This is a genomic window from Serratia sp. D1N4 (genome assembly GCF_054552755.1).
Genome location: NZ_CM137274.1, coordinates 676,065 through 699,456, shown reverse-complemented (window position 1 = coordinate 699,456; position 23,392 = coordinate 676,065). Strand labels below are relative to the sequence as shown.

12 protein-coding genes and 1 pseudogene are annotated in these 23,392 nt (G+C 49.8%); 10 read left to right on the top strand and 3 right to left on the bottom strand.

Annotated elements, in window-relative coordinates:
• Positions 1–306 carry a helix-turn-helix transcriptional regulator gene (locus ACX1CU_RS02930; RefSeq protein ID WP_459401149.1) on the bottom strand — a complete coding sequence of 102 codons (306 nt, stop codon included), beginning with the start codon at positions 304–306 and terminating at the stop codon, positions 1–3.
• Between the two features lie 148 nt (positions 307–454).
• Between ACX1CU_RS02930 and ACX1CU_RS02925 the strand changes: the two genes are divergently transcribed.
• The 8 genes from ACX1CU_RS02925 to ACX1CU_RS02890 all read left to right on the top strand — a co-directional run bounded on the left by ACX1CU_RS02925 (position 455) and on the right by ACX1CU_RS02890 (position 17,912).
• Entirely contained in the window at positions 455–658 is a 204-nt protein-coding gene (locus ACX1CU_RS02925) for a hypothetical protein (protein ID WP_459401148.1), read from the top strand.
• A 134-nt stretch (positions 659–792) separates the two neighbouring features.
• Positions 793–1,419 carry an ECs1377 family protein gene (locus ACX1CU_RS02920; RefSeq protein WP_459401147.1) on the top strand — a complete coding sequence of 209 codons (627 nt, stop codon included), beginning with the start codon at positions 793–795 and terminating at the stop codon, positions 1,417–1,419.
• A 364-nt stretch (positions 1,420–1,783) separates the two neighbouring features.
• Positions 1,784–3,472, top strand: a complete 1,689-nt coding sequence (locus ACX1CU_RS02915) for a ShlB/FhaC/HecB family hemolysin secretion/activation protein (protein WP_459401146.1) — start codon at positions 1,784–1,786, stop codon at positions 3,470–3,472.
• A gap of 26 nt (positions 3,473–3,498) precedes the next feature.
• The gene (locus ACX1CU_RS02910) at positions 3,499–15,171 is read left to right on the top strand and encodes a hemagglutinin repeat-containing protein (RefSeq protein ID WP_459401145.1); all 11,673 of its coding nucleotides are present in this window, start codon (positions 3,499–3,501) and stop codon (positions 15,169–15,171) included.
• Positions 15,171–15,614, top strand: a complete 444-nt coding sequence (locus ACX1CU_RS02905; RefSeq protein WP_459401144.1) for a hypothetical protein — start codon at positions 15,171–15,173, stop codon at positions 15,612–15,614. Before ACX1CU_RS02910 ends, ACX1CU_RS02905 begins: the two co-directional genes overlap by 1 nt.
• Before the next feature lie 101 nt (positions 15,615–15,715).
• On the top strand, positions 15,716–16,495 hold the full coding sequence (locus ACX1CU_RS02900; protein WP_459401143.1) for a hypothetical protein: 780 nt from the start codon (positions 15,716–15,718) through the stop codon (positions 16,493–16,495).
• A 4-nt stretch (positions 16,496–16,499) separates the two neighbouring features.
• A complete protein-coding gene (locus tag ACX1CU_RS02895; protein WP_459401142.1) occupies positions 16,500–17,057 on the top strand; it encodes a hypothetical protein in 558 nt (185 codons plus the stop codon).
• Between the two features lie 252 nt (positions 17,058–17,309).
• Positions 17,310–17,912: a hypothetical protein gene (locus ACX1CU_RS02890; protein WP_459401141.1), complete on the top strand. Its 603-nt coding sequence runs from the start codon at positions 17,310–17,312 to the stop codon at positions 17,910–17,912.
• Positions 17,913–17,963: 51 nt separating this feature from the next.
• Here ACX1CU_RS02890 and ACX1CU_RS02885 read toward each other — a convergent pair.
• Positions 17,964–18,116 (bottom strand): annotated as a pseudogene (locus ACX1CU_RS02885) (SymE family type I addiction module toxin); the annotation flags it as partial.
• Between the two features lie 559 nt (positions 18,117–18,675).
• On the opposite strand from ACX1CU_RS02885, the gene ACX1CU_RS02880 reads away from it, so the two are divergent.
• Together ACX1CU_RS02880 and ACX1CU_RS02875 are read left to right on the top strand one after the other, a co-directional pair.
• Positions 18,676–20,484 (top strand): hypothetical protein, encoded by a 1,809-nt coding sequence (locus tag ACX1CU_RS02880; protein ID WP_459401140.1) that lies wholly within the window; start codon positions 18,676–18,678, stop codon positions 20,482–20,484.
• Positions 20,485–20,770: 286 nt separating this feature from the next.
• Positions 20,771–21,643, top strand: a complete 873-nt coding sequence (locus ACX1CU_RS02875) for a phosphorothioated DNA-binding restriction endonuclease (protein ID WP_459401139.1) — start codon at positions 20,771–20,773, stop codon at positions 21,641–21,643.
• A gap of 442 nt (positions 21,644–22,085) precedes the next feature.
• On the opposite strand, the gene ACX1CU_RS02870 is transcribed toward ACX1CU_RS02875, so the two are convergent.
• Positions 22,086–23,321 (bottom strand): hypothetical protein, encoded by a 1,236-nt coding sequence (locus ACX1CU_RS02870; protein WP_459401138.1) that lies wholly within the window; start codon positions 23,319–23,321, stop codon positions 22,086–22,088.
• Positions 23,322–23,392 lie beyond the last annotated feature (71 nt).

Here is a 23,392-nt window from a genome sequence, read left to right as displayed (position 1 = left end):
TCACCATTTTTCCCGTCGGGCAGGGGAATCTATTGGTTTTTCTGCCCCTTTCATTGTTGAAGATGACGCAGGTAAGAACCCTCTTGGTTCAGAAGAGAGCACCACTTCAACCCCCAGTAAAGTAAGCACCTTAAACAAGCGCTCAATACTGGCGCTTGCAGGGTTTGCCTCCAGACGGGCATAGGTTTGCTGTGTGACGCCTAACCTTTCAGACACTTCTTTTTGCGTCAGTCCATTCGCCTTGCGAAAGCCAATCAGCAATGGACGCAACTGATTCAAGGTTTTCAACGGATAAACAGTATTCATAAGGCACTTACCATTGTTTAGACGCTTATACATACTATAGGCTGTTTTTAAACAATACACCCTATAAGCTGTAAATACAAAATACATCAAATAAGCTGTGAAACAATAAAACAGCTTATAGGCTGTAAAAATGTAATGAATTAATAAAGTGGCTAATGATGTCGAACAGAAAGTTTACCGCTATCCGGGTTGCCTTTCTGTGTTGCCGCAACGTGAAGATACCCTTGATGAGGTCAAATGGGCTTTGACGGCCATGACCGAAATAGATTTCTGCGCAAGGCTGGCGTTGCCGGAAGGTGAATCTGTGTGCGGTGCGGTCAATTTTGAGAAAATAGACGACCGGTTGGAGTGATGCAGGGTGGAGACTCATACCGTCCAGGGCTGACGACGTTCGTCAGGCAGGATGAGGTTGTGCTGGGTAAATTGATTTCCGCTTTTGGTTGACCGTTGATAAAGTCAGCAACAAAGAGTGGAAAGGAACCCAGCATGGTCGAACGTATTGATTACCAGATTGAAAAATACAGCTTTGCGGACGTTAATGAAGCACCGCGTCTTTCTCAGCAATGGGCTGAAGTCATCGAAGAATGCCGTCGGGTAAGGGCTGGAAGTGCCGAGCGTTTGCGTATCGCATTGCTGAATGTGGACTACGTCACCAGCTTTGAGCTGCCCTTTCGTTTGCTGTTGGTGCGAGCCCCGCAACTGATTGCCGATCTGCGTGATGAACTGCAACTCAGTCGGAAAAGCGCCGTGTTTAACGGCAGGCGTTTTGGTTGTGTTTACAGCGTGAAGTCTGATTTGAGTAAAGTACCGGATGAATTTCAATACCGTCTATCAACCCGTATTTTCCGGGAAGGATCTTCAGGCGATACCGCTGCGCCTTACCGGGAGATTGCCAAAGAAATTAAAATGCCGCGTGAGCGGCTTAAACGAGCGCTGGAGAACGGGCTGGCGGTAACGGCGCTGGATGGTCTGTTTTGGTTCGGTATGCAGCGGATCGCAGCAGACGTGGCGGTGCTCAGAAAAAAAGGGATGCGTATTGCAACCTCAGAGGTACAGATATGGGACAGCCTAACTGACACTCTCCGCCTTGTACCGGTATACCGCAGCGCCTGATACGCTCATTGTCATTATTGTGGTATTTTCTTGGTATGCTTTTAGACCGTATCGGCAGTTTAGGGTTGCAGGCAGTTCAGGGGTTGATTGAGGCGTTGGCAAGCATTCAAGAGATACCCACAGGATTTATATAAAACGTGTTTATCTGAATCTAAACCTGCATAACATCAATCTCTCTATCCTGTAGGCAGATCATCTATTTTTCCCAAAGTGACGGCATAAACACGCTGAATCAGTTGTAATGTATTTCGTTCAATAAAACATCAAATTAACGTCCATCTGCTTGCTTTTCATTCAGTGTGGCAAGATAATCCCCCGCGCAAAATAATACATTTCTTTACATTAATATATTCAGGGATCACACATGTTGGGATGCAGGACGCGCCCGTGGCGGTACACGGCATTAGTAGCGATAGTGGTATCGGCGGCAGGGGTTTTTCCGGCTACCGCCGCGTTTCTCAGCCCCGCCGATCGCGATACTATCCAACAGCAACAGCGTGATCTGCTGCAGCAAAACCAGCAACAGCGCCAGCAACTGCAACGCAGCCTGACCCCCACGCGCCCGGACGCCCCGCCTGTTGCGGCTAACGCTGGCCCCTGTTTCGCCATTAATACCATCCGCCTTGATGGGGCCCTTCACCTGCCTGCCAGCGCGCGGCAAACGCTCACGCAGCCTTATCTCCAGCGCTGCCTGAATCTGGCGCAGATCCAGACGTTGGTACAACAGGTCTCCGACTGGTATATCGCTCGCGGTTACATCACCAGTCGCGCGTTCCTTACCGAGCAAGATTTATCTCACGGGGAGCTGAAACTGCTGGTGTTGGAGGGCCAACTGGAGAAAATCCAGTTGGATAAACGTGATGACCGGATGCTGAAGATGGCGTTTCCCGGTCTGGTAGGCACTATCCTCAACCTCCGTGATGTCGAACAGGGCATGGAGCAAATTAACCGCCTGCGTCAGCAACCGGTACAGATTGAAATCCTGCCCGGCAGCCAGCCGGGTTATTCAGTGGTGAACCTAACCGCTACTCCTGAGTTCCCGGTCATGCTGGGGTTGGGGTTCGATAACAGCGGGCAGAAAAGCACCGGCACCGGGCAGATCAACGGCTCGTTGACCGGCAATAACCTGCTGGGGCTGGCAGATCAGTGGTTTGTTTCTGGCGCACGCAGCAGCGATTTTGCCAACGACCACAACGCCCGCAGCGTGCAAGCAGGTGTCAGCCTGCCTTACGGCTACTGGCTGGCAGATTACAACTATTCCTACAGCGACTATCTGTCGACCATCAACAATCAGGGCTTCGATTGGCGCTCCAGCGGCGACAGCCAGACGCATCGTTTCAACGTTTCGCGCGTATTGTTCCGCAACAGTGAGATAAAAACCGGGCTGGCGTTGGGTCTGACGCACCGCATCAACCGCAACTACTTGAACGACGCCCGGTTGGAAAGCAGCAGCCGCAAGCTCACCAGCGTATCGCTGGGGATCACACACAGCCAGAAGCTGTGGGGCGGGTTTGCCACCCTCAATCCGACCTACAGCCGTGGCGTACCGTGGCTGGGTGCGGAAGACGACAGTGGCAAAAGTAACGATGCGCCGAGAGCGGAGTTCAACAAAACCTCGTTTTCCAGCAGCTATTACCTGCCGCTGGCCCAGGACTGGACCTATCTCACCAGCGTCTACGGTCAGTGGTCGCCGGATCGCTTGTACGGCAGCGAACGCCTGACCATTGGCGGCGAAAGCTCAGTCCGGGGTTACAAAGAGCAATATCTGTCCGGGGATAACGGCGGTTACTGGCGTAACGAGGTGAACTGGTCGCCGTTCAGCCTGCCGTACCTCGGCACTATCACCCTGTTGGGCGCAGTGGATGGCGGTTACCTGCGCCACGATTCACAGGATACTTACGCCTCCGGCACGCTGTGGGGCAGCGCGGTGGGGCTCGGCAGCCGCAACCGTTATTTTGGCAGCCAGTTGACCGTCGGTTGGCCGCTGTCACACCCGAGTTGGCTGGAGCCGGACCGGGTTTCTGTCTATTACCGCATCAATATTGTTCTTTAATTAATTTCCAGGGAAAGGGTTAACACATGAGTCAGTCAACGGATCGTCCTCTGCATGCCACCCAACGTTGGCTAAGCTATGCCCTGTGTACCCTTTTGGCGTGGCAGCCAGTGTTACCGGCTTTTGCCAACGGCGTGAGCGTCGCCGAAGGCAATACGAAACTCGATCAGGCCGCCAACGGCGTGCCGGTGGTCAATATTGCCACGCCCAATCAGGCCGGGATTTCCCACAATAAATACAACGATTTCAACGTAGGGAAAGAGGGGCTGATCCTCAACAACGCCACCGACCGGCTCACTCAGAGCCAACTGGGTGGCCTGCTCCAGAACAACCCCAATCTGCAAGCAGGGAAAGAAGCCCAGGGCATCATCAATGAAGTCGTAGCCCCGAATCGTTCGCAACTGCAGGGCTACCTCGAAGTGGCGGGCAAGCAGGCCAATGTGATGGTGGCCAACCCGTACGGCATTACCTGCGATGGCTGCGGCTTTATCAACACCCCGAATGCGACGCTGACCACCGGCAAACCGGTATTGGGTGCCGACGGTAGCTTGCAGGCGCTGGAAGTGACCCAAGGGGCGATCAGCATTCAGGGCCAAGGGCTGGATGCCAGCCAGAGCGACAAGTTCGCGCTGATTGCCCGTGCCACCGACATCAACGCACAACTGCATGCCAAAGACGCAACCATCACGCTGGGTGCCAACCGGGTAGATGCGCAGGGCAACGTCACACCGATCGCTGGTCAGGGCGAGGTGCCGAAAGTGGCGATCGACACCGGTGCATTGGGCGGCATGTACGCCAACCGCATTCACCTGGTGTCCAGTGAAACCGGCGTCGGCGTCAACCTCGGCAACCTCAATGCCCGTGACGGGGATATCACCCTTGATGCCAACGGCAAGCTGACAATCAATAACAGCCTGACCAGCGGTACGCTGACGGCAAACGGGCAAAGTATCAGTCTGCTGGGGGACCACAAAGCCGGTCAATCCATCGCGTTGACCAGCCAGGGCGATCTCACCCAACAAGCAGGTACGCTGGTCAGCGACCAGAATATGGTCCTGGCCAGCGGCGGTACGTTACAGGTCAGCAACGGCAAGCTGACCGCCGGAAACGATATCAACCTGCGCACCCGTGACCTGCTTATAGACGCCAGCAGCCAGGTTGATGCAGCACGCCATATCGATATGACGCTGTTTAATTCCGGGCTGACTCAGGGGCAAACGATCGCCGGGCAAAACCTCACTCTCAGCGGAGGCGCACTGGCAAACAGCGGCACGCTGGCGGCCAATGGGGCAATACAAAGCACCCTCTCCTCCCTCGGGAACAGCGGCACCGTTCAGAGCCTGGGGAACATGACGCTGAACGGCCAATCACTGACCAACAGCGGCAACATACTGAGCGGTGGGGCCTTGACCCTTTCCAGCCAAACGCTGGATCAGGACGGTATTCTGAGCGCCAAAGGGCAAGCCTCTCTCACTATCAGCGGGATGTTGCGTAATGGCACCACCGGTGAACTGTTGAGCGATAGCAGCCTGAGCGTGACAGCGGGAACGTTACAACAAAATGGTCTGCTCTCTGGCACGAAAGCATTAACCCTCAACGGCGATACGCTGTTCACCGGGGCAGGCTCAATCACCACCAGCCAGGGCGACATTACCGTTAACGCGGGGAACGCCACATTAGGCGGAGAATGGAGCGCCGGGGGAGATCTGGCGCTGCAGAGCACCACCTTGACCACACAGTCCGGGGCACAGGTACAAAGCGGAGGCGATCTCACCCTCCAGGCCCAGCAAGCCACGCTGGCAGGCACCCATACCGCCAAAGGGGCCTTGACGGTAGCGGCAGACTCCGTGTTACACAGCGGGAAAAGCCATGCGGCAACCCTGGCGCTGAATGCGAAAACCCTCACCAACCAGGGGACCCTGGTCGCCCCCATCTTGACGATAAACAGCCAAACGCTCACCAACAGCGGCCTGCTGCAGGGCAGCCAGACCCTGCAACTGATCGCCCAACTGCTCGACAACCAACAGGGCGGAACCCTGTATACCGCCAATTCGCTGTTGTTGACGGTCCCGACGTTAAAAAACGCAGGGCTGATCACCACCGATCGCGATCTGCAGCTCAAGGGTGAACAACTGAGCAATAGCGGTGAAATCAACGCCGTTAACCTGACGGCGGACTATCAGCGCATCGACAACCAGCAGAGCGGTTTGCTGCTGGCCGAAGATCACCTGTCGCTCACCGCGATGGCGTTCTCCAACGCCGGGCAACTGGCTGCGGATCAACTGACCCTGACCAGCAACAGCCTCACCAATAGCGGAACATTACAGGGCGACAGTGCCCTTTCCATCAAGGCTGATGAGGTGACTCACCGTGGGCGCTTACTCACCGGCGGCACGCTAAGCCTGGCGGCAGACTCCCTGACCAACGCCGGGATAATGCAAGCGGCCATGATGACGCTGTCACTGGCCAAACAGTTCAGCAACCAGAAAAGCGGCACCATCAACGCGGCGGAGTCGTTAACGTTAACCACCCCTCTGTTCAATAATGACGGCCTGCTGACAGCGTCCATTCTAACGCTGGATACCACAACACTTTTCAACACAGGTACCCTGCAAGGCAGCAACCAGCTCAGTATTGGGAGCGCTTCGCTGGATAACCAGTTGGGTGGCGTTCTGTTCAGTGCCGGGAAATTGGCATTACAAACGGAGTCACTGACCAATGCCGGGTTATTGCAGGGCCAGACGCTGGATCTTTCGACCCAGACCTGGCTCAACAGCGGTAATGCGCTGAGTGAACAAACCGCCGATCTGAACATCGCTCACGTGTTCACCAATCAGGGGAAAGTGCTCAGCCAGCAAGGGCTGAATATTTCCGCCGCTACGCTCGATAACGCGGGGTGGCTGGCGGCCAACGTGCTCAGCGTGGTGGGCGATGTCATCAACCAGGGGCTGCTGCAGGGCAGCCAGTCCGTGCAACTTTCGGGTGCCCACCTCAGTAACGGCACCACTGGCAAGATGTTGACGGAGGGCGCCTTACGCCTCGACGGCAAGCAGTTGGTTAACCAGGGCACTCTGCAAGGCCAGCAATTGGAGGTAAATGCCAAGAGCTGGCAGAACAGTGGCAGCGCTCAGGCGCAGACGCTGCTGACCGCAGATCTTACCGGCGATCTCACCAACAGCGGTTATTTACTGAGCCAGGATCGGTTTGCCCTCACGGCGGCCAGTATTCTGAATCAGGGTACGCTGGCGGCTGACACACTGACACTGACCGCACCGCAACTGACCAACAGTGGCTTACTACAGGGTAACAGCCATCTGCAACTGGCTATCCCTACCCTCAGCAACCTCGCCACCGGGAAACTGATCAGCGGCGGTGCGCTGGATCTGGCCCTCGACCAACTGGATAACGCCGGGTTATTGCAGGTTAATGACGATTTATCGCTTACCGGCCAGCAATTTACCAACCAGGGCAGCATTCTGGCCAATAACCTGAGCATCAACATGCGCGGTGCCTTGGTTAACCAGCAAAACGCTCAACTGGTGGCGCGGGAAAACGCCACCTTCCGCAGCCAATCGGTAGACAACGCCGGGGTGCTGGCGGGCAACAGGCTGACGCTCAACAGCGGTAACGTGATGCACAGTGGCACCCTGCAGGGCAATATCGGGCTGACCCTGATCACCACGGGGCTGAAGGTGCTCGCCGGGGCACAGTTGCTGAGCGGCGGTGAGCTAACGCTCAACAGTGGCGCGGTCACCAACGCCGGGCTCTGGCAGGCGGATACGCTGACGTTTAGCGTCGATAGCCTGGATAACACCGGGTCGATCAATGCGATCTCCAACCTGACCGGTGATCTCACCGATACCCTGCAAAACGCCGGGCAGATCGGCAGCCTGAATACGCTGAACCTCAACGGCACTCACCTAACCAACAGCGGCAAACTGGTGGCCAATCAGTTGACGCTGGGGGCCAGCACGCTGAGTAACAGCGGATTATGGCAGGGTAACGAATGGCTTGATGCTCAGGCAGATGTGATGACCTTGGGAGCCTCAAGCCGTACCTTGGCCGGAGGGCAACTGGCGCTGAATGCCGGGCAACTGACCTCGGAAGGCCTGGTGCAGGGTGGGCAAACCCACATCACCGCCAATAGCTGGCTGAACCGTGGCACCCTGCTGGGGACCGATTCGCTGTCGCTCAACGTCACCAACGAACTGCTGAATGAAGGTTCACTGCTCAGCCAGGGCGACAGTGAGATACAGGCGCAGACGCTGACCAACAGCGGTTCCGTGCTGAGCGAAGGGCAGTTATCCCTGGCGGGTGCTCGGTTAGACAACCAGGGGGCCGTACAGGGCGATACCCTGAGCCTGGCCCAGGCGGTGGTAAACAACGCAGGCACGCTGATCGGCCTGCAATCGCTGACCCTCGGCACTCAGGCGCTTACCGCCCCGCTGCTGACGCTGGTGAACAGCCGCCAAGGCGCTATCCTGACGCAGGGCACACTGACGGTGAACGGCGGCACCATCACCAATGACGGGCAGTGGCAGGGGCAACAGATCCTGTTAAGTGCTCAGCAACTGGAGAACAGTGGCGCGATCCAGAGTGCGGATGCACTGCAAGTGGCCCTGTCCGGGGCGTTGAATGCCGCAGCCAACAGCAAAATCACCGCGAACGGCACGGCGGCATTACAGGCGCTGTCGCTGACCAATGCCGGGCAATGGCTGGCAAAAAACCTCACCCTGCACGGTAATACCCTGAATAACCAGGGTGACATCAGCGGTGTAGACGGGTTAACGATCGCACTGAGCGGCGATTTTATCCAGCAACAGGATCACACCCTGCTGACGGCGGGCACGCTGAAACTGGACGCTGCATCGGTGACCAACTTTGGCCGTCTCCAGGGGAATGATCTGTGGATTAACAGTGGTGCACTGACCAACAGCGGGCGCATACAAGGGGAAAACGGGCTGACGCTGACCCTGTCCGGCACGTTGACCAATCATGCCACGGGTACCCTGCTCAGCCAGAACGCGCTGACCCTCACCACACCGCAGTGGGTTAACAGTGGCCTGATACAAAGCGGTGGCCAGGCCTGGCTAGACGCGGCGACGTCTGGGTTCAATGACGGTCGGCTGCTTTCCGGTTCTGACCTCACGCTTAACGGCACACAATTCACCAACAACGGTTGGCTGCAGGCCGCCACGCTGCTGCTGAATGCCAATACGATAAATAACAGCGGCACCCTGCTGGCAGAACGGCAGGCTACGCTGACAGGCAACAACCTGATTAACCTAGGTACCGTCCAAGGCAGCAGTCTGGCGGTCAGCACCCAGCAACTGACCAACGGTGGGACGCTGCTCGGCACATCGGGGCTCAGTATCCAAGCCAACCAGGTGGATCAACAGACCACGGGGAAACTGTTCAGCGGTGGCGATTTATGGCTGAACAGCGCCAGCTTTGCACAACAAGGCCAGGTAGTGGCGTTGGGTAACTTGACGCTGCAACTGGTGAATGCCTTTACCAGCCAGAATGTGATTGCCGCAGGTCAGGGCCTGAACATCAGCAGCCAGGGGGCGTTGACCAATCAGGGCACGTTGCAGGGGCAGAGCGTTAACCTCGCCACCTACGGCATCTTGACCAATAACGGGCAAATCACCGCCGGGAGTGGTGCTAGTACCCTCAGTGGCAGCGCTATCGCCCTGAATGCCGCCGGAACGCTGCAATCAGGGGGAGATGTCACCCTGAACAGCCAGAGCGATATTACCGTCGGGGGCTTTACCGGCACGCTGGGCACACTGACGCTGAATGCGGCGGGCAGCCTGGTCAACACCGCCCTGCTGTATGCCGGTCACAACCTGTATCTGCTGGCCAACAGCATCAAAAACCTGCGTGGTGATATTCTGGCGGGCAACAGCCTGTGGATGCAGCGCGACATGGCAGGCAACGCCAACGGCGAAGTGGTGAACAGCTCCGGCACCATCGAGACGCAAAATGGCGATATCACCGTCAACACCGCCAGCTTGCTCAATGAGCGTACCGGGTTGACCTACTCAACCCAGACCCTCGATATGAGCAACACTTACAGTTGGCTGAACAGTGCTTCCGCCGATATCCCGATTGAGGTTTTGGGGCTGGATACCCTGACGCAAAGGAGTGTCACCTCGTCATATTCCACCTCAGGCTCCTGTGGGGGAGCGCCCTGCTTTGTCTATGCCAATAAGACCTATTACTATCTGCCCACCTCTGGCAACGAAACCCGGCAATTTGCCGTCCGTCAGATCCTGTCACAGGCCTCCGCCGAAGGGGGCAGCGCACGTCTATCTGCGGGCGGCAACTTAACGGTTCAGGCAAACGCCCTTAACAATCAGGCCAGTGTGCTGCTGGCGAACGGCGATATTTTGCTCGCGGGCACCACGCTCAATAACCAGAGTTATCAATCCGGCACCTACACCGAGTATGCGGTTTTCAACTATCTCGACGGTGTGCGCAAGAACGCATACAATCCTTACTATGGTCACGTCATCCGCTCTGGCACAAACGAAACCGAAGACACGGTCCACTATGTTCTGGCGGGCCACACAACAGAAACGACCTCAGATGACAGCTACCGTTCCGTTATCCAGGCAGGCGGTAACGTCACGGCAAACTTCAGTCAGGATATCAGCAACACCAACGCCACGGCCAACGCCGGCAGGGTAAGCAATACCCTCACTGCCCCGGTGCTGAACACCCTGAGTCAGCAGGCAATCGGCGGTGCCGTAGGGCAACAGACGCTCTCAGCCAGTGACAAGGTGGCCGTCAATTCGCCAGAATGGCAAGACAACCTGCAAAATGCCCTGCAACAGATCGCGGGTGGCAACGGGTTGGAGAATTCCACGCCAGAGCTCACCGGATTAGGAAAGTACAGTGACAATGGCCTGGGGAATGCCAATCTGGGGGATGGAGCCAGTTTGCAAAACACCACCACCGGTGGCGCGAGCCTGGTCAAACCCGGTGGCAACGATTTAAGTCAGTATCAGGGCAAAACGGTCGATACCAGTGCCTATCCCCTGCCCTCGGGTGAGAACGGCTATTTTGTCACCTCGACCGATCCCAACAGCCCGTATCTGATCACCACCAACCCGAAACTGAATGGCCTGGGGCAACTGGATCCGAGCCTGTTTGGCGAACTTTATGCCCTGTTGGGCACCTCTCCCGGCCAGGCTCCGCGTGAAACCGGTGGGCAGTACACGGATGAAAACGCCTTTATCGGCTCGGCCTATTTCCTCGATCGCCTGAATCTCCACCCGGATTACGACTACCGATTCCTGGGGGATGCGGCCTTTGATACCCGCTACGTCAGCAATTTCATGCTCAATCAGACCGGGAGCCGCTACCTGAACGGCGTAGGGTCGGATCTGGAACAAATGCAAGCCCTGATGGACAACGCCGCCAAGGCGCAGCAGTCCCTCGGGCTGAAGTTCGGTATTTCATTGACGAGCGAGCAGATCGCCGCACTGGACCACAGCATCTTGTGGTGGGAAGCCACCACACTCAACGGCCAGACGGTGATGGTGCCGAAGGTCTACCTGTCACCAAAAGACGTGACGCTGAATAACGGCAGCGTGATTTCCGGCAAAAACGTCACGCTCACGGCGGGGAATGTGACGAACAGCGGCAGTACACTGACCGCACAGAATGCCCTGACGCTCGATAGCCAAAACAGCATCAGCAATCTCAATGCCGGCCTGCTCAATGCGGGCGGCAACCTGCAACTGAGCGCGCTGGGGGATATCAACAACATCGGCTCCACTATCAGTGGCAACCGGGTGGCGTTAGAAAGTTTCGGTGGCAGCATCAATAACCTCACGCTGGCGGAAACCAACAGTTTCAGTGCCAGAGGGCCCAACGGCGAATTTGTCGGGTTCACTGACACCACGCTGGGTAATACCGCCTCTATCACCTCGCTGGATTCACTGAGCCTGAGTGCCGGTAAAGACATTCGCTTGACCGGTGCCAACCTGTCTGCCGGTGGCGATTTGTGGCTGGATGCCTGGGGGGATATCGCCATCACCGCCAATCAGGTGACCCATAGCTATGCCCAGTCAGGTTTTGGCAAGGACAGCACCCTGAATACCGTTACCGACGTGGCGCGCAGTACGCTGACCAGCGGCGGTGATTTGATGTTGGACGCGGGCCGGGATGTGACCTTGCAGGCGGCAGCGGTGGCAGCGGATAACAACGTCAGCCTGAGCGCCGGACGTGATGTGAATCTCACTACCCAGCAAACCAGCCAGTACAGTGAAAGCAAAAACGGCAAGCGCCAACAGGTGGACGAATCTCTCCGCCAACAGGGTACGGAGATTGCCAGCGGTGGAAATACCACGGTTCAGGCAGACCGAGACGCGGCCTTGAATGCGGCACAGGTGCAGGCCAGCGGTGACGTGGCGGTGAACGCCGGGCGGGATATCACGCTCAACAGCGCCACCGAAAGCGATTATCACTTCTTCGAAGAAACCAAAACCAAGAAAGGCTTCCTGTCGAAGACCACCACCCACACGGTGCGTGAAGATTATGCGACGCAGGAACAAGGGTCGATGCTCAGCGGCAACAACGTGTCGTTGTCGGCAGGTAATGACCTGACGGTAAAAGGTTCTGCGGTGGTGGGTGACGGCAATATTGCTCTGAAGGCAGGCAACAACGTCGAGATTGTGGCATCCACCGAAGAGCAATCAAGCTACCGGTTGGATGAGAAGAAAAAGAGCGGCCTGTTCAGCGGTGGTGGATTGGGCTTTACCATCGGCAACACCTCGTCACGCCATAAGGTGAACGAAGATGGCACTACCCAGAGCCAGAGCGTGAGCACCATCGGGTCGACCGGTGGCGATGTCAACATCGTTGCAGGCAATAAGGCGCATATTGGCGGTGCGGATGTGATTGCCAACCAGAACCTGTCGGTGACCGGTGACAGCGTACAGATTGACCCTGGGCACGATATCACCCGCCGGGATGAGACCTTTGAGCAGAAGACCAGCGGCTTGACCGTGGCGCTCTCTGGCCCAGTGGGCAGTGCTGTCAACAGTGCGGTTACCACTGCACAACAAGCAAAAAAAGAAACTGACGGGCGCTTGGCCGCCTTGCAGGGGACTAAAGCGGCACTGTCGGGTGCCCAGGCCGTGCAAGCTGGGCAACTGGTGCAGGCAGAGGGTGGCGATGCGGCGAGTATGGTGGGCGTCAGCGTTTCATTGGGTTCGCAGAAATCGTCCTCGCAACAACATCAGGAACAGAAAACCGTCAGTGGTTCGACACTGACGGCAGGCAACAACCTGACGGTCACTGCCACCGGTCAAGGAAATTCGGCAAACAGCGGCGACCTTCTGATTGCCGGTAGCCAGCTCAAAGCCGGTGGTGATACCACGTTAGATGCGCAACGCGATTTGCTGCTACTGGGTGCAGCCAATACGCAAAAAACCGAAGGCAGCAACAGCAGCAGTGGTGGCAATATTGGCGTCAGCCTGGGCGTGGGTGGCTCGGGTAGCGGCTTGAGTGTGTTTGCCAACGCTAACAAGAGCCAGGGCAATGAGCACGGCGATGGCACCTTCTGGAGCGAAACCCTGGTCGACAGTGGCGGTACGCTGTCGCTGCACAGTGGTCGCGACACGGCATTGGTGGGTGCTCAGGCCAGCGGTGACACGGTGAAGGTGGATGCGGGGCGTAATCTGACGTTGCAAAGCCAGCAGGACAGCGACAACTATGATGCGAAGCAGACCAGTATCAGCGGCGGTGTCAGCGTGGCGGTGGTGGGCGGCGGTGGCTCCGCCAACCTGAGCATGAGCCGTGACAAACTGCACAGCAACTATGACAGCGTGCAGGAGCAGACGGGTATCTACGCGGGTAAAGGCGGCTTTGACGTCACGGTGGGTGAGCATACGCAACTCGACGGGGCGGTGATAGCCAGCACGGCAGACGCGGATAAAAACCGGTTGGATACCGGCACACTGGGCTTTAGCAATATCCATAACCAGGCAGACTTCAAGGCCGAGCATCAGGGCGGTAGCTTAAGTTCTGGTGGCCCGGTGGGCTCTGACCTGCTGAGCAATTTGGGCAGCATGGCACTGTCGGGGTTGGGCAACAGTGGCCATGCAGAAGGCACAACGCAGGCCGCAGTCAGTGACGGCACTATCACTATCCGTGACCAGGCCAACCAGAAGCAGGATGTGGCGGACCTGAGTCGAGACACCGACAATGCTAACGGAAGTATTGGGCCGATATTCGACAAGGAAAAGGAGCAGAACCGGCTGAAGGCAGCGCAACTGATAGGGGAAATCGGTGCACAGGCGATGGATATCGTCCGGACACAGGGGGATATCAACGGACTTGAGGAAGCACTGAAACGTCATCCGGAGTTGAAAGGCAATGCGGAAGAGTTACGTAAAACCGATGCCTATAAAGCGGAGATGCAGAAATACGGCACGGGCAGTGACTTGCAGAAAGCAGCACAAGCCGTCACAGCAGCGTTGCAGGGCCTGGCCGGTGGCAATATGGCCGCCGCCATTGCCGGTGGGTTAAGCCCGTATGCAGCAGAGCAAATCAAGAAATACACCGGGGATAATGATACCGCCAACGTACTGGCCCATGCGGTGTGGGGTGCTATAGCGGCAGAGATGAGTGGTAACTCTGCTGTGGCTGGGGCAGCAGGGGCGGCAGGAGGCGAACTGGCCGCGCGTTATCTGGCGGGGCAGTTGTATCCTGACGTGAAACCTGAAAACCTGAGTGAGGAGCAGAAGCAGAGAATCAGCGCACTGGCGACCTTGGCGGCAGGGTTAGCGGGTGGTGTCGTGGGTGACAGTACTGCGAATGCTGTGGCGGGAGGTCAAGCTGGAAAGTCGGCGGTAGATAATAATTTCCTGAGCCAGGGAAGCCCGCAAAAATACGCTGAGAAGTACAAAGGATGTAACGGAAATGCAGATTGTGAGCAGACAATCCGTAAGGATATGGCCCAGGAGTCGGCGGATAACATTCAGAAACTGAAGTCTTGCTGGGATGCCGGTGACGCTACCTGTGTTGCAGATACACGAGCAAAGATAGAACTTAGTGATAAAGCGTATACTGAACTGCGCCAACAAGACAACATGGCCGGACGGGCTTATGAAGACTCGGCGAAATGGTATGCTGATATTATTGATCAGTGTGCTGGTAAATGTGATTGGCTAGAAGCATCATTGCTGAAGACCGGAGCCGATGGGCTAGGTAACTTGGCTTATGGTGCACTGGGTGCGGGGAGTTTGCCGAAGCCGGGACAGATAGTGAAGCCAGGCGTTTCTCAAGAAATTGCGAACGCTGATAAGGAAATGTTGAGCAATGCTAATAAACAATTAGATCAATATGTAAAATCCTTTGCTGATAGTAAATATAAACCAGCAACGGCTATTGGCGCAGTTGATCCATTGACTGGAAAAGTTGTAACCACGTCTAATGGAGCAATACCTGAAGTTATCGCTCCTGAGTTAAAAGCGTATGCAGATAAATTGGGTGGGTTAGGCGTGAAAACTGCATGTGGTAATACATTGGGAAGATGCGCAGAGTTTAGGGCTGCCAATGAGCTTCTGTTATCGAATCCCAATCTAACACTTAAGGATATCAAATTTACACCCGCCGTTCGACCTAGAACTGGCGAGGTAGTTCCGCGCTGTGAGAACTGTACAAACATATTTGGGGCCGAATAATGACGTATATGAATGATGAGTTCTTAGAATCCAATGATTTAGATTGGTTTTCATCCTACGGAGATGGCTCTTTAGCCCATTTTGCAACAGGAGGAAGTTGCGCAATCCCTGGAAAAGTTAGGGATTCAATTGATAACTATGAAATTATTTATGATTACTTCAACTCACTGGGAGTAGTAAGTGACATTGAAATCGTTGAAAATAATTTACCCTCATTCATAACTGAAGAACAGCGTGCTCGTTATTTACAGTCATTTATCAATATGGCGGCTAAAGGGCTTTTTAGTTATGACATTAGAAGAGAGGATGGCAGTTATAGATTGATCGCTCGGCCCAAATTTCGGTTAACATACGAGCAACTGCCAGAGGAAGTAAAAAATATAATTTATATGCTTCCTGCCGAAATAACGCCAGATGCTGTAATTGTAAGAAAACTTGAATGATAGTTTTTGGCCAATAGGTCGGGATCACTTATCTATGGCCAGAACTCAATCACCAGTCTACTACTTTTCAGTCGTCGATTTTTGCTAACAGACTGGGGGGATTGTTATTAGGTAGTGATGTTTGCTCTTTAACAGGTCAGGGAAGCCCACAGAAATACACCGATAAGTATAAAGAATGTAATGGAAATGCTGGCTGTGAGCAGACTATCCGTAAGGATATGGCGCAGGAGTCAGCAGAGAATATTCAGAAGCTGAAATCATGCTGGGATGCCGGTGATGCTACCTGTGTTGCAGATACACGAGCAAAGATAGAACTTAGTGCTAAAGCGTATACTGAACTGCGCCAAAAAGACAACATGGCCGGACGAGCTTATGAAGACTCGGCGAAATGGTATGCTGATATTATTGATCAGTGTGCTGGTAAATGTGATTGGCTAGAAGCATCATTGCTGAAGACCGGAGCTGAAGGGTTAGGTAACTTGGCTTATGGTGCGCTGGGTGCGGGGAGTTTGCCGAGGCCGGGACAAACTTTAAGCGCGAATAATCTTAAGGTTGCCAGCGAAATTAGTAAGGATATAGCATCTGTTGGGAAGCAAACAGACATTGGTTTTGCTGCAAAGCAAACTAAGAAAAGTGCAGGACAAATCGTTGTCAAAAATATAAATCAATCTGAGGCAATTGAAAATTTATCTGCCAATGGTTATATCAAATCAGTTTCGAAAGATGGTTCGGTTACCGTTATGACGAAGGGTGAGAAGGTATATAGATTCTATCCATCTTCAACTGGAGGTGGGATCGCTGGTGCTGAATCTGGTGTGCCGTCTGCCTCTGTGTCAGTAAATGGTAAAATCATTTCTAAATTACGTTTCCCAGGAGAGTGATGCCATGACTATCGAACATGATGATGCAATGACTCGACTTAAAAATGTCGTAAGGCTTGGAGTTAATCTTCCTGCTCACGTTTTTCACAAAAAATTTTCAAGATATTTCTTTTTTGATAATGATATCTGTACATCTGACGATTTGATTAGTGTGACTAAACTAATCATCAGAGAGTCTTTGGGACATGACTTAATTGCGAACGTTTTCGCTAGTTCAGATTTTAAATACTTGGGCGATCTGTATATGAATGAAGATTGGGTCGCTAAAATAGCTTCCTTAAGCACTGAAATGAATAACTCCGGTGATTATGGGGGCCTAATTATTTTAGATCAGGAAAAACAATGGGCAATTTTTCAGAAAACCCCTGTTGATGAGGGCGTGTTAGGGTTCAATAGCAATAAAAAATTAGAGCCCATAAATAATTTAATTTATGATAACTTTGTTGATTGCAAGAACTTTAAAGAATGGCTTGAAGAAAAGACATCACAACATGCTGAATTAGTTAAATGTATGGGGAGAGACTATTTAATGAGCATAATGAAAAACTATAGGGAAGCATAATTGACATATTTCCTACTGTTGACTATTATTAAAAAATCCCGACAACTATAATCGCAGATGTAAAGATCGCGCTATAACAGGGTATTAGATTGCTCTTTAACAACATCGGAGAAAATGGCGTAACAGGCTGAAAAAATGCGTTTGGGTAAAAGTTATCCGAGCCCAAATGAACAGGGAACAATTAAGGTGTGAGATAGGCTAATAGGGCAAAACCTATAAAATATCGCGCATTAACGAAAGAGGAATTTCTGAATGAATTTAACAAATGATTATCAGAATTTACTCGATGCTATTTTTAATGGTGATAAAGATATAGCTATCTTTGTTGCGGATGGCGCTCATTACTACCTTTTTGATAGTAAAGATAATTACTGCATCGATGTTAGGCCAGAATATAAGGCGTATATAGCTAAAGGATGGATAAAAGAGTCTCTGTATGACGAGGCAGTCAGTTCATTCAGAAATGGAGTTCCTGTCTTATCTAAGGATAGCTTTAAAGATTACATAACCAGAAATGATGTTGCTATTTATACAGTTGACTGGATGAGATCATTCTTCACATTAGACAGAGATGACGAGCAACTTGTCAGTTTTTATGATTATGTTGAGCGATTTTTATCTACATTAACAGACCCAGTATCAGTTGAGTGGGATAACTGGAGAATGCGGCTACCTAAGTTTTATATTAATTTTGACAAAAAAATTTATCGCCATACTGATTGGGATAGAAGTCACGAAGCGTTCGTACCTTCTGATTGGAACGCTCAAGCAAATAGTGATTTTGGCTTATTAGTACCAGACAAAGAGCAATACTGGCTTATTAATGGCATGAATTTTTGGAAATTACAGATGTAAATGGTGAAATCCCGCCCTCAGTGGCGGGATTTTACTTTATATGTCAGCCAGTTATGCTTCTGCTGCCAGTCGGATGATCAACTGCCCCGGTTCGGTGATCACTTCGATCCTCTGCCCAGTGGTGAATCCGAGCGGTTCCAGCCATCTTCCCTTGATGGTCAGTTGCGGCAGCGGGTTCGGCCTGCCGCCGTTGGTGCGGTATCCTCCGTACCCAGGGGTGAACCGCCCCGAGTTTTTTGGAGAGTATTAATTCTGGGCGCTCAGGCTGCCAGTTCCTTGTTTTCAAGGGAAGCATAATACGCTTTTTCAGCTTCAACCGGCGGGATATAGCCTATCTGCTCCAGCAGGCATCGATTGTTGCCCGTCGTTGACACATTTCCAGACGTCCCCTTGTTCAATGTTAATTACAGCTCAAGTGTTGAGGCTCAATCAATGGTAACCTTGATTGAGTACCCACCCTAAACGTCATTTTGGCAGTTCTAGGTCTGTAAAACACGTCAAGATTGCCTTCTTATCAAAAAATGTATTCACTAATAGCGTGACTTTGGGAGATGAAATTATCATTCCCAATCCCAATCAAAAACCATGTAATCATTTGATTAAAAAGCAATAATAAAGGAAAGTAGTGTTAGTATTTCTTCACAAAATCATTTTTGCGATAAAGCGAGCTCATAGCCAAAAAATGACATTGGTCACGGTTTGAACAGCTCACTGCTTATATATTACATTAATAAAACTTAACATAATCAGATAGAGCATTCTTATGGGTGGAGTAAACAAGCTGCAAATCAAGCCCTTCCTTTCTATACTTTTAGGTATGAGCCAGATTGAGACTAATGCAGCTGAGATTCATGCAATTATTGCAAAAATTATTCATAATGAAGGTCGAAAGGAACAGACTGTTGAGATGCATCCAACAGAAGAGGATTCTGCAGGTGAAGCCCTAATTTTTTACACTCACTACGAAGTCCTAAAAAATCCAAATTGGTTTTCAGGTAATATTCTTACCGATGTAGAGAATCATATATTTATCACAATTTGCCTAAATAATACCTTCGCTTTTTATATCTCTGAAAAAGGGATGAAAGATGAAGTTAGAGGATTTTTTTTCACCCCATTACTACCAAATCTTCAAGTGATTAATATCAGTCAACTTAATTATCTTTTTATAAATGAAGATAAGATTAAAATGTTATGGCTTTTGGGCATACATGGTAGGGAAAGTTTTAAAGCTGACTCGAAGATATTAGGTGGTGAGAGTGTGGCTGAAACTTTAAACCCCTTAGAAGACCAGTCGTTTGCTATGTCTGCTGTTCGCACTTCTATTGAAGGCGCAGATACAACTATCGGTTTAAACCCATATAAGTCCTCTTTATGGAGAGGTCCTTGTAAAAACTGGGAAACTTTTGAAAGTAGAGTAATTGAAATACTGGATAAGATCGATAAAAATAGGGATGAAATTGAGAACCCAATTAGTATACTAGCTACTCCTGTAGCCGAAATGAAAGGAATTCGCAACGCCTATGACCTTTCATTCCTAGAACCTGAGTTTTATAGCTATGGATTAAGTGATAATAAAAAAGACAGATTGCGCATCATCCACAGTGATTATACTTACAATGTACTGGATACATTAACCTCTTCTGAAATTAAGTTAGAGGTCTTTAAACATAGATCTAGCATCGGTGATATAAATATTACACCAGAAATAAAAGATTATGACGTCGAGTTTAAAGTGAGCAGAATATATCCAAAAAAGGGAAGAAAAAAAGACATTGAATACTTTGCTAATATATTTAAACACCCAGATTTAATTAAATGCTGGTATGAGTCCGGGCATGCAATAGTTAATGGGCGCATTTATAAAACAGAATATAAAGATGTTACCTACAATAATTTCATTTGGGCAAATTTTGACGGTTTTGATATACTGAAAGAAAAACCTGAGTTTGAAGGAAAAGTAGCACTTAGCAAAATAGGTCAACAAAAATCTCTCTTTTGTTGGATGAAACATCATTGGAGTGGACTTTGGGACACTCATGAAAATTTTTTAACTACCGATAAACCATCAGGGTGGCTTCTATGCGATGATGGAGCGGGTGAGAAAGCTGATTTTATACATGTAGTTCAATATAATGACAAGGTCTACATTTCACTAGTTCATATTAAAGCAGCCAACATAAGTAGCACTGACAGAAGAATTTCAGTAGGCGCTCACGACATCGTTTTAAACCAAGCAATCAAAAACCTTCGATATATTAGCAGGAAAAAATTAGTTACCGATCTAAGAGAAAGAGCTGAAAAAGCAAACACTAAGTATTGTTGGAATAATAATAAAGAAAGCGATTATAGTAAGTTCTTAAATGCTATTGAATCATTTGAAAATGATAGTAAAGTTAAATTTAGAGTGATAGTTGTACAACCCCACACAATGAAAAGTTACTACTGTAAAAATTCTCAATCAAATGTAAGAAGACAGTTAGACGTCCTGCTTGTTAGTGCTGAGTCAGCAATAAAAGCATCAGGAGCAGAGTTTTTCATAATAGGCCATGATGATGCTCAAAAAACATAGCATTTTTTAAGTGATAACTACGTGATGAAGTTAAGCAACTTAGGTCAGTAGATGACAATGCTTAAGAGGCGCTACAAATGGGAGCGGTATTAAGCACACCACAAATCATCCACATTTTATTCTGTATGCTTCCATACTTATCATTCAGTTGATGTTATTTATAACCTTGGGTAATGGTACTATTACTGACCATTTACCATTTCAATGATTTGTAATGCAAGGGAATATTGAATTCCGTCACTTTTGCGAGCATGATCGCAACAATATTGTTTACCGGGATAACTGCATGATCACCAGTAAGACACTGCAAACAGCGATTTCCAACCTGACTGTTTGGCGCAAAGGCGATCAGCGTGCACCACATAAGCCATTGTTACTGTTGTATGTGCTTGCGCAGTATCAAAAGGGCCATGAAAGAATGTTCAATTATGGTGAAGAAATTCATCAGCCACTGCTGGAACTGCTCCATAGTTTTGGCCCACAGCGGCGCGAACATTACCCCACCATGCCATTCTGGCGCTTACGCAGTGACGGTTTCTGGGAATTGCAGAACGCTGAATTTTGCAGCCCACAGAAAGGTAATAAAGAACCACCGAAGCGTGAAATCATCGAACATGGTGTGATGGGTGGCTTCGATGAAGAAAGCTACCAGTTATTACGCAGTAAACCCGCGCTGCTAAACAAACTCGCACAGCAAATCCTGAGTGAACACTTCCCCGATAGCCTACAAGAATTACTCGCTAACCGTTTAGACTTACAGCTTAGTGATACACGCAAAGTACGTGATCCGGCGTTCCGCCAAACCATCCTGCGTGCTTACAACTATCAATGCGCTGTTTGTGGTTACAACCTGCGGCACGACAGCACACCCGTTGGCCTTGAAGCAGCACATATCAAGTGGAAGCAATACGGTGGCCCTTGTACCGTAACCAACGGCCTGGCGTTATGCTCATTGCACCATTCTGCCTTCGACATGGGAGTGATTGGGCTTGATGACAACATGAAGCTACTGGTTTCAGAAGGCGTAAATGGCAGCCAAATGGTTGAACGGCTATTCTGGGACTTTGCAGGACGGGCGATTTTACTACCCAAAAATGCAGAACATTATCCACTGGAGCAGTTTGTGGAGTGGCACCGGGGGCAGGTGTTTAAAGCCTAAATCAAATGATACTCACAAAGATATTAATGTGGGATAAGTCAGATTGATGTCGGTTGACCGAAAAGCGAGAAGAGCCTTGCAGTGACTGATTTCATGACTTGTTCCCAGTAGACTAGTTCACCATAGCAATTCTGTGTCAATACCGCTCGAATTGTTGCCCACCCTGCCAAAGTAAAACTGCCAAGAGTTACTTAGTGCCATTGCAACATAATCATGTAGATAGCGTGATATATGAGCACAGCATACATACGCCGGACTTTGAAATGGCCTGCCAGTTAACATCGGTTATGAATATTCTCGCCTGTTATTTTTATGCAGAGGAAGAAGATCTGGCTGAAATTATACCCGGGTACTCTGAGTCGAGAAAAAATCAGCCACATAAGAAGCATTAGCTCCAGCACCAACGGAAAGGGGCTGGAGCGGTGTAAAAATTACTGCTAGTTTAATAAGTTTTAAAATTACCTTTCGCATCCATAATTGTATCCCACTGTTTAAACTCGTCGCTACTAAGAACTACACAACCTTTTGCCATAGCTTTAAAATTATTTTTAATATATTTATCTTGCTTTGTAGAGAAATGATCGAAATTTGAAATCAATGTTTTTCTTCTAAGATTCTCCACATATACGGGGCAAATGAGATTTTTTCCACCAAGTGAAAACATATTAACAGCCTTAATAAAAAAATCACTTCTACCTTTTATATATTGTGTATCCCATATGGTATTAGGGAATAGTTCTCTATAGTATTTATCAGATGTAACATTATAATAATGAGTTCTTTTGTCTAATACACCAATTATACTTAACGTATTCGAGCTAATAAATAAAAACCCATTAGGCCAAAAGAAAAAAATCAAAAACAATGAAGCTAAAATAGCAAAAGCAGTCTGTTTCACCACTTCAAAACTCAAGACTCCATTGTTATCAAATGAAAAATTCCTTGAATAAAAAATCATCGCTGGGAACAATGATAATATTGAATAGAATGAAAGAAAAAAGAAAGCATAGATAAACCCAGAAAAAGTATGTCCATCCATATTCATCAAGAGTAAAGAAACAGATAAGCTTATTGACATTGAAGATAAAAAACATATAGCCGAAGTGGCAATAATAGAGCCACTTATTTTCATAAACTTATTAAATCCGCTATAACGATATATGTGAGTGTTTTTTATTTTATACGGGATGATAGTGAATATTATAGAGGCAAGGAAAGAGATGAGTAAAGATCGAAATGGTTCGTCTATATAGAGAAAAACCTTCTCTATATAAATATGCTTTTTAGCAAAAGAAGAAAAATAGTCAGACGATAATATAAAAACAGATATCAACATAGATATTATCATCACCAAAGTAATATATGGCATATTTTTTGTATTACTAATGTAACTTTCTTTGACAAAAGATGAAAATAGCATCAAATTAAAACTTGGCAATATAAATATAACTGACATTAGTATAGAAATGAATAAAAACGAACCCAATATTGAAATAAGAGTTACTTTATTTTCAATAGCGCCAATTAAAAGATCAAGGCGTGAAAAATGTCCTAAATACCCCCAAACAATAATTATGGAGAATAGTATGTATATAGGTGAAATTTTTAGTGCATAAAAGAAACATTTTTTAGCATTATTAAAAATCGGCATTAATTCGCTTTCCTTGATTCCTTCCATATATCCCTCTGTATAAAAAACCAGGATTCCATTAAAAATCAATCACATGATTAAATTCTCTAAAATAACGA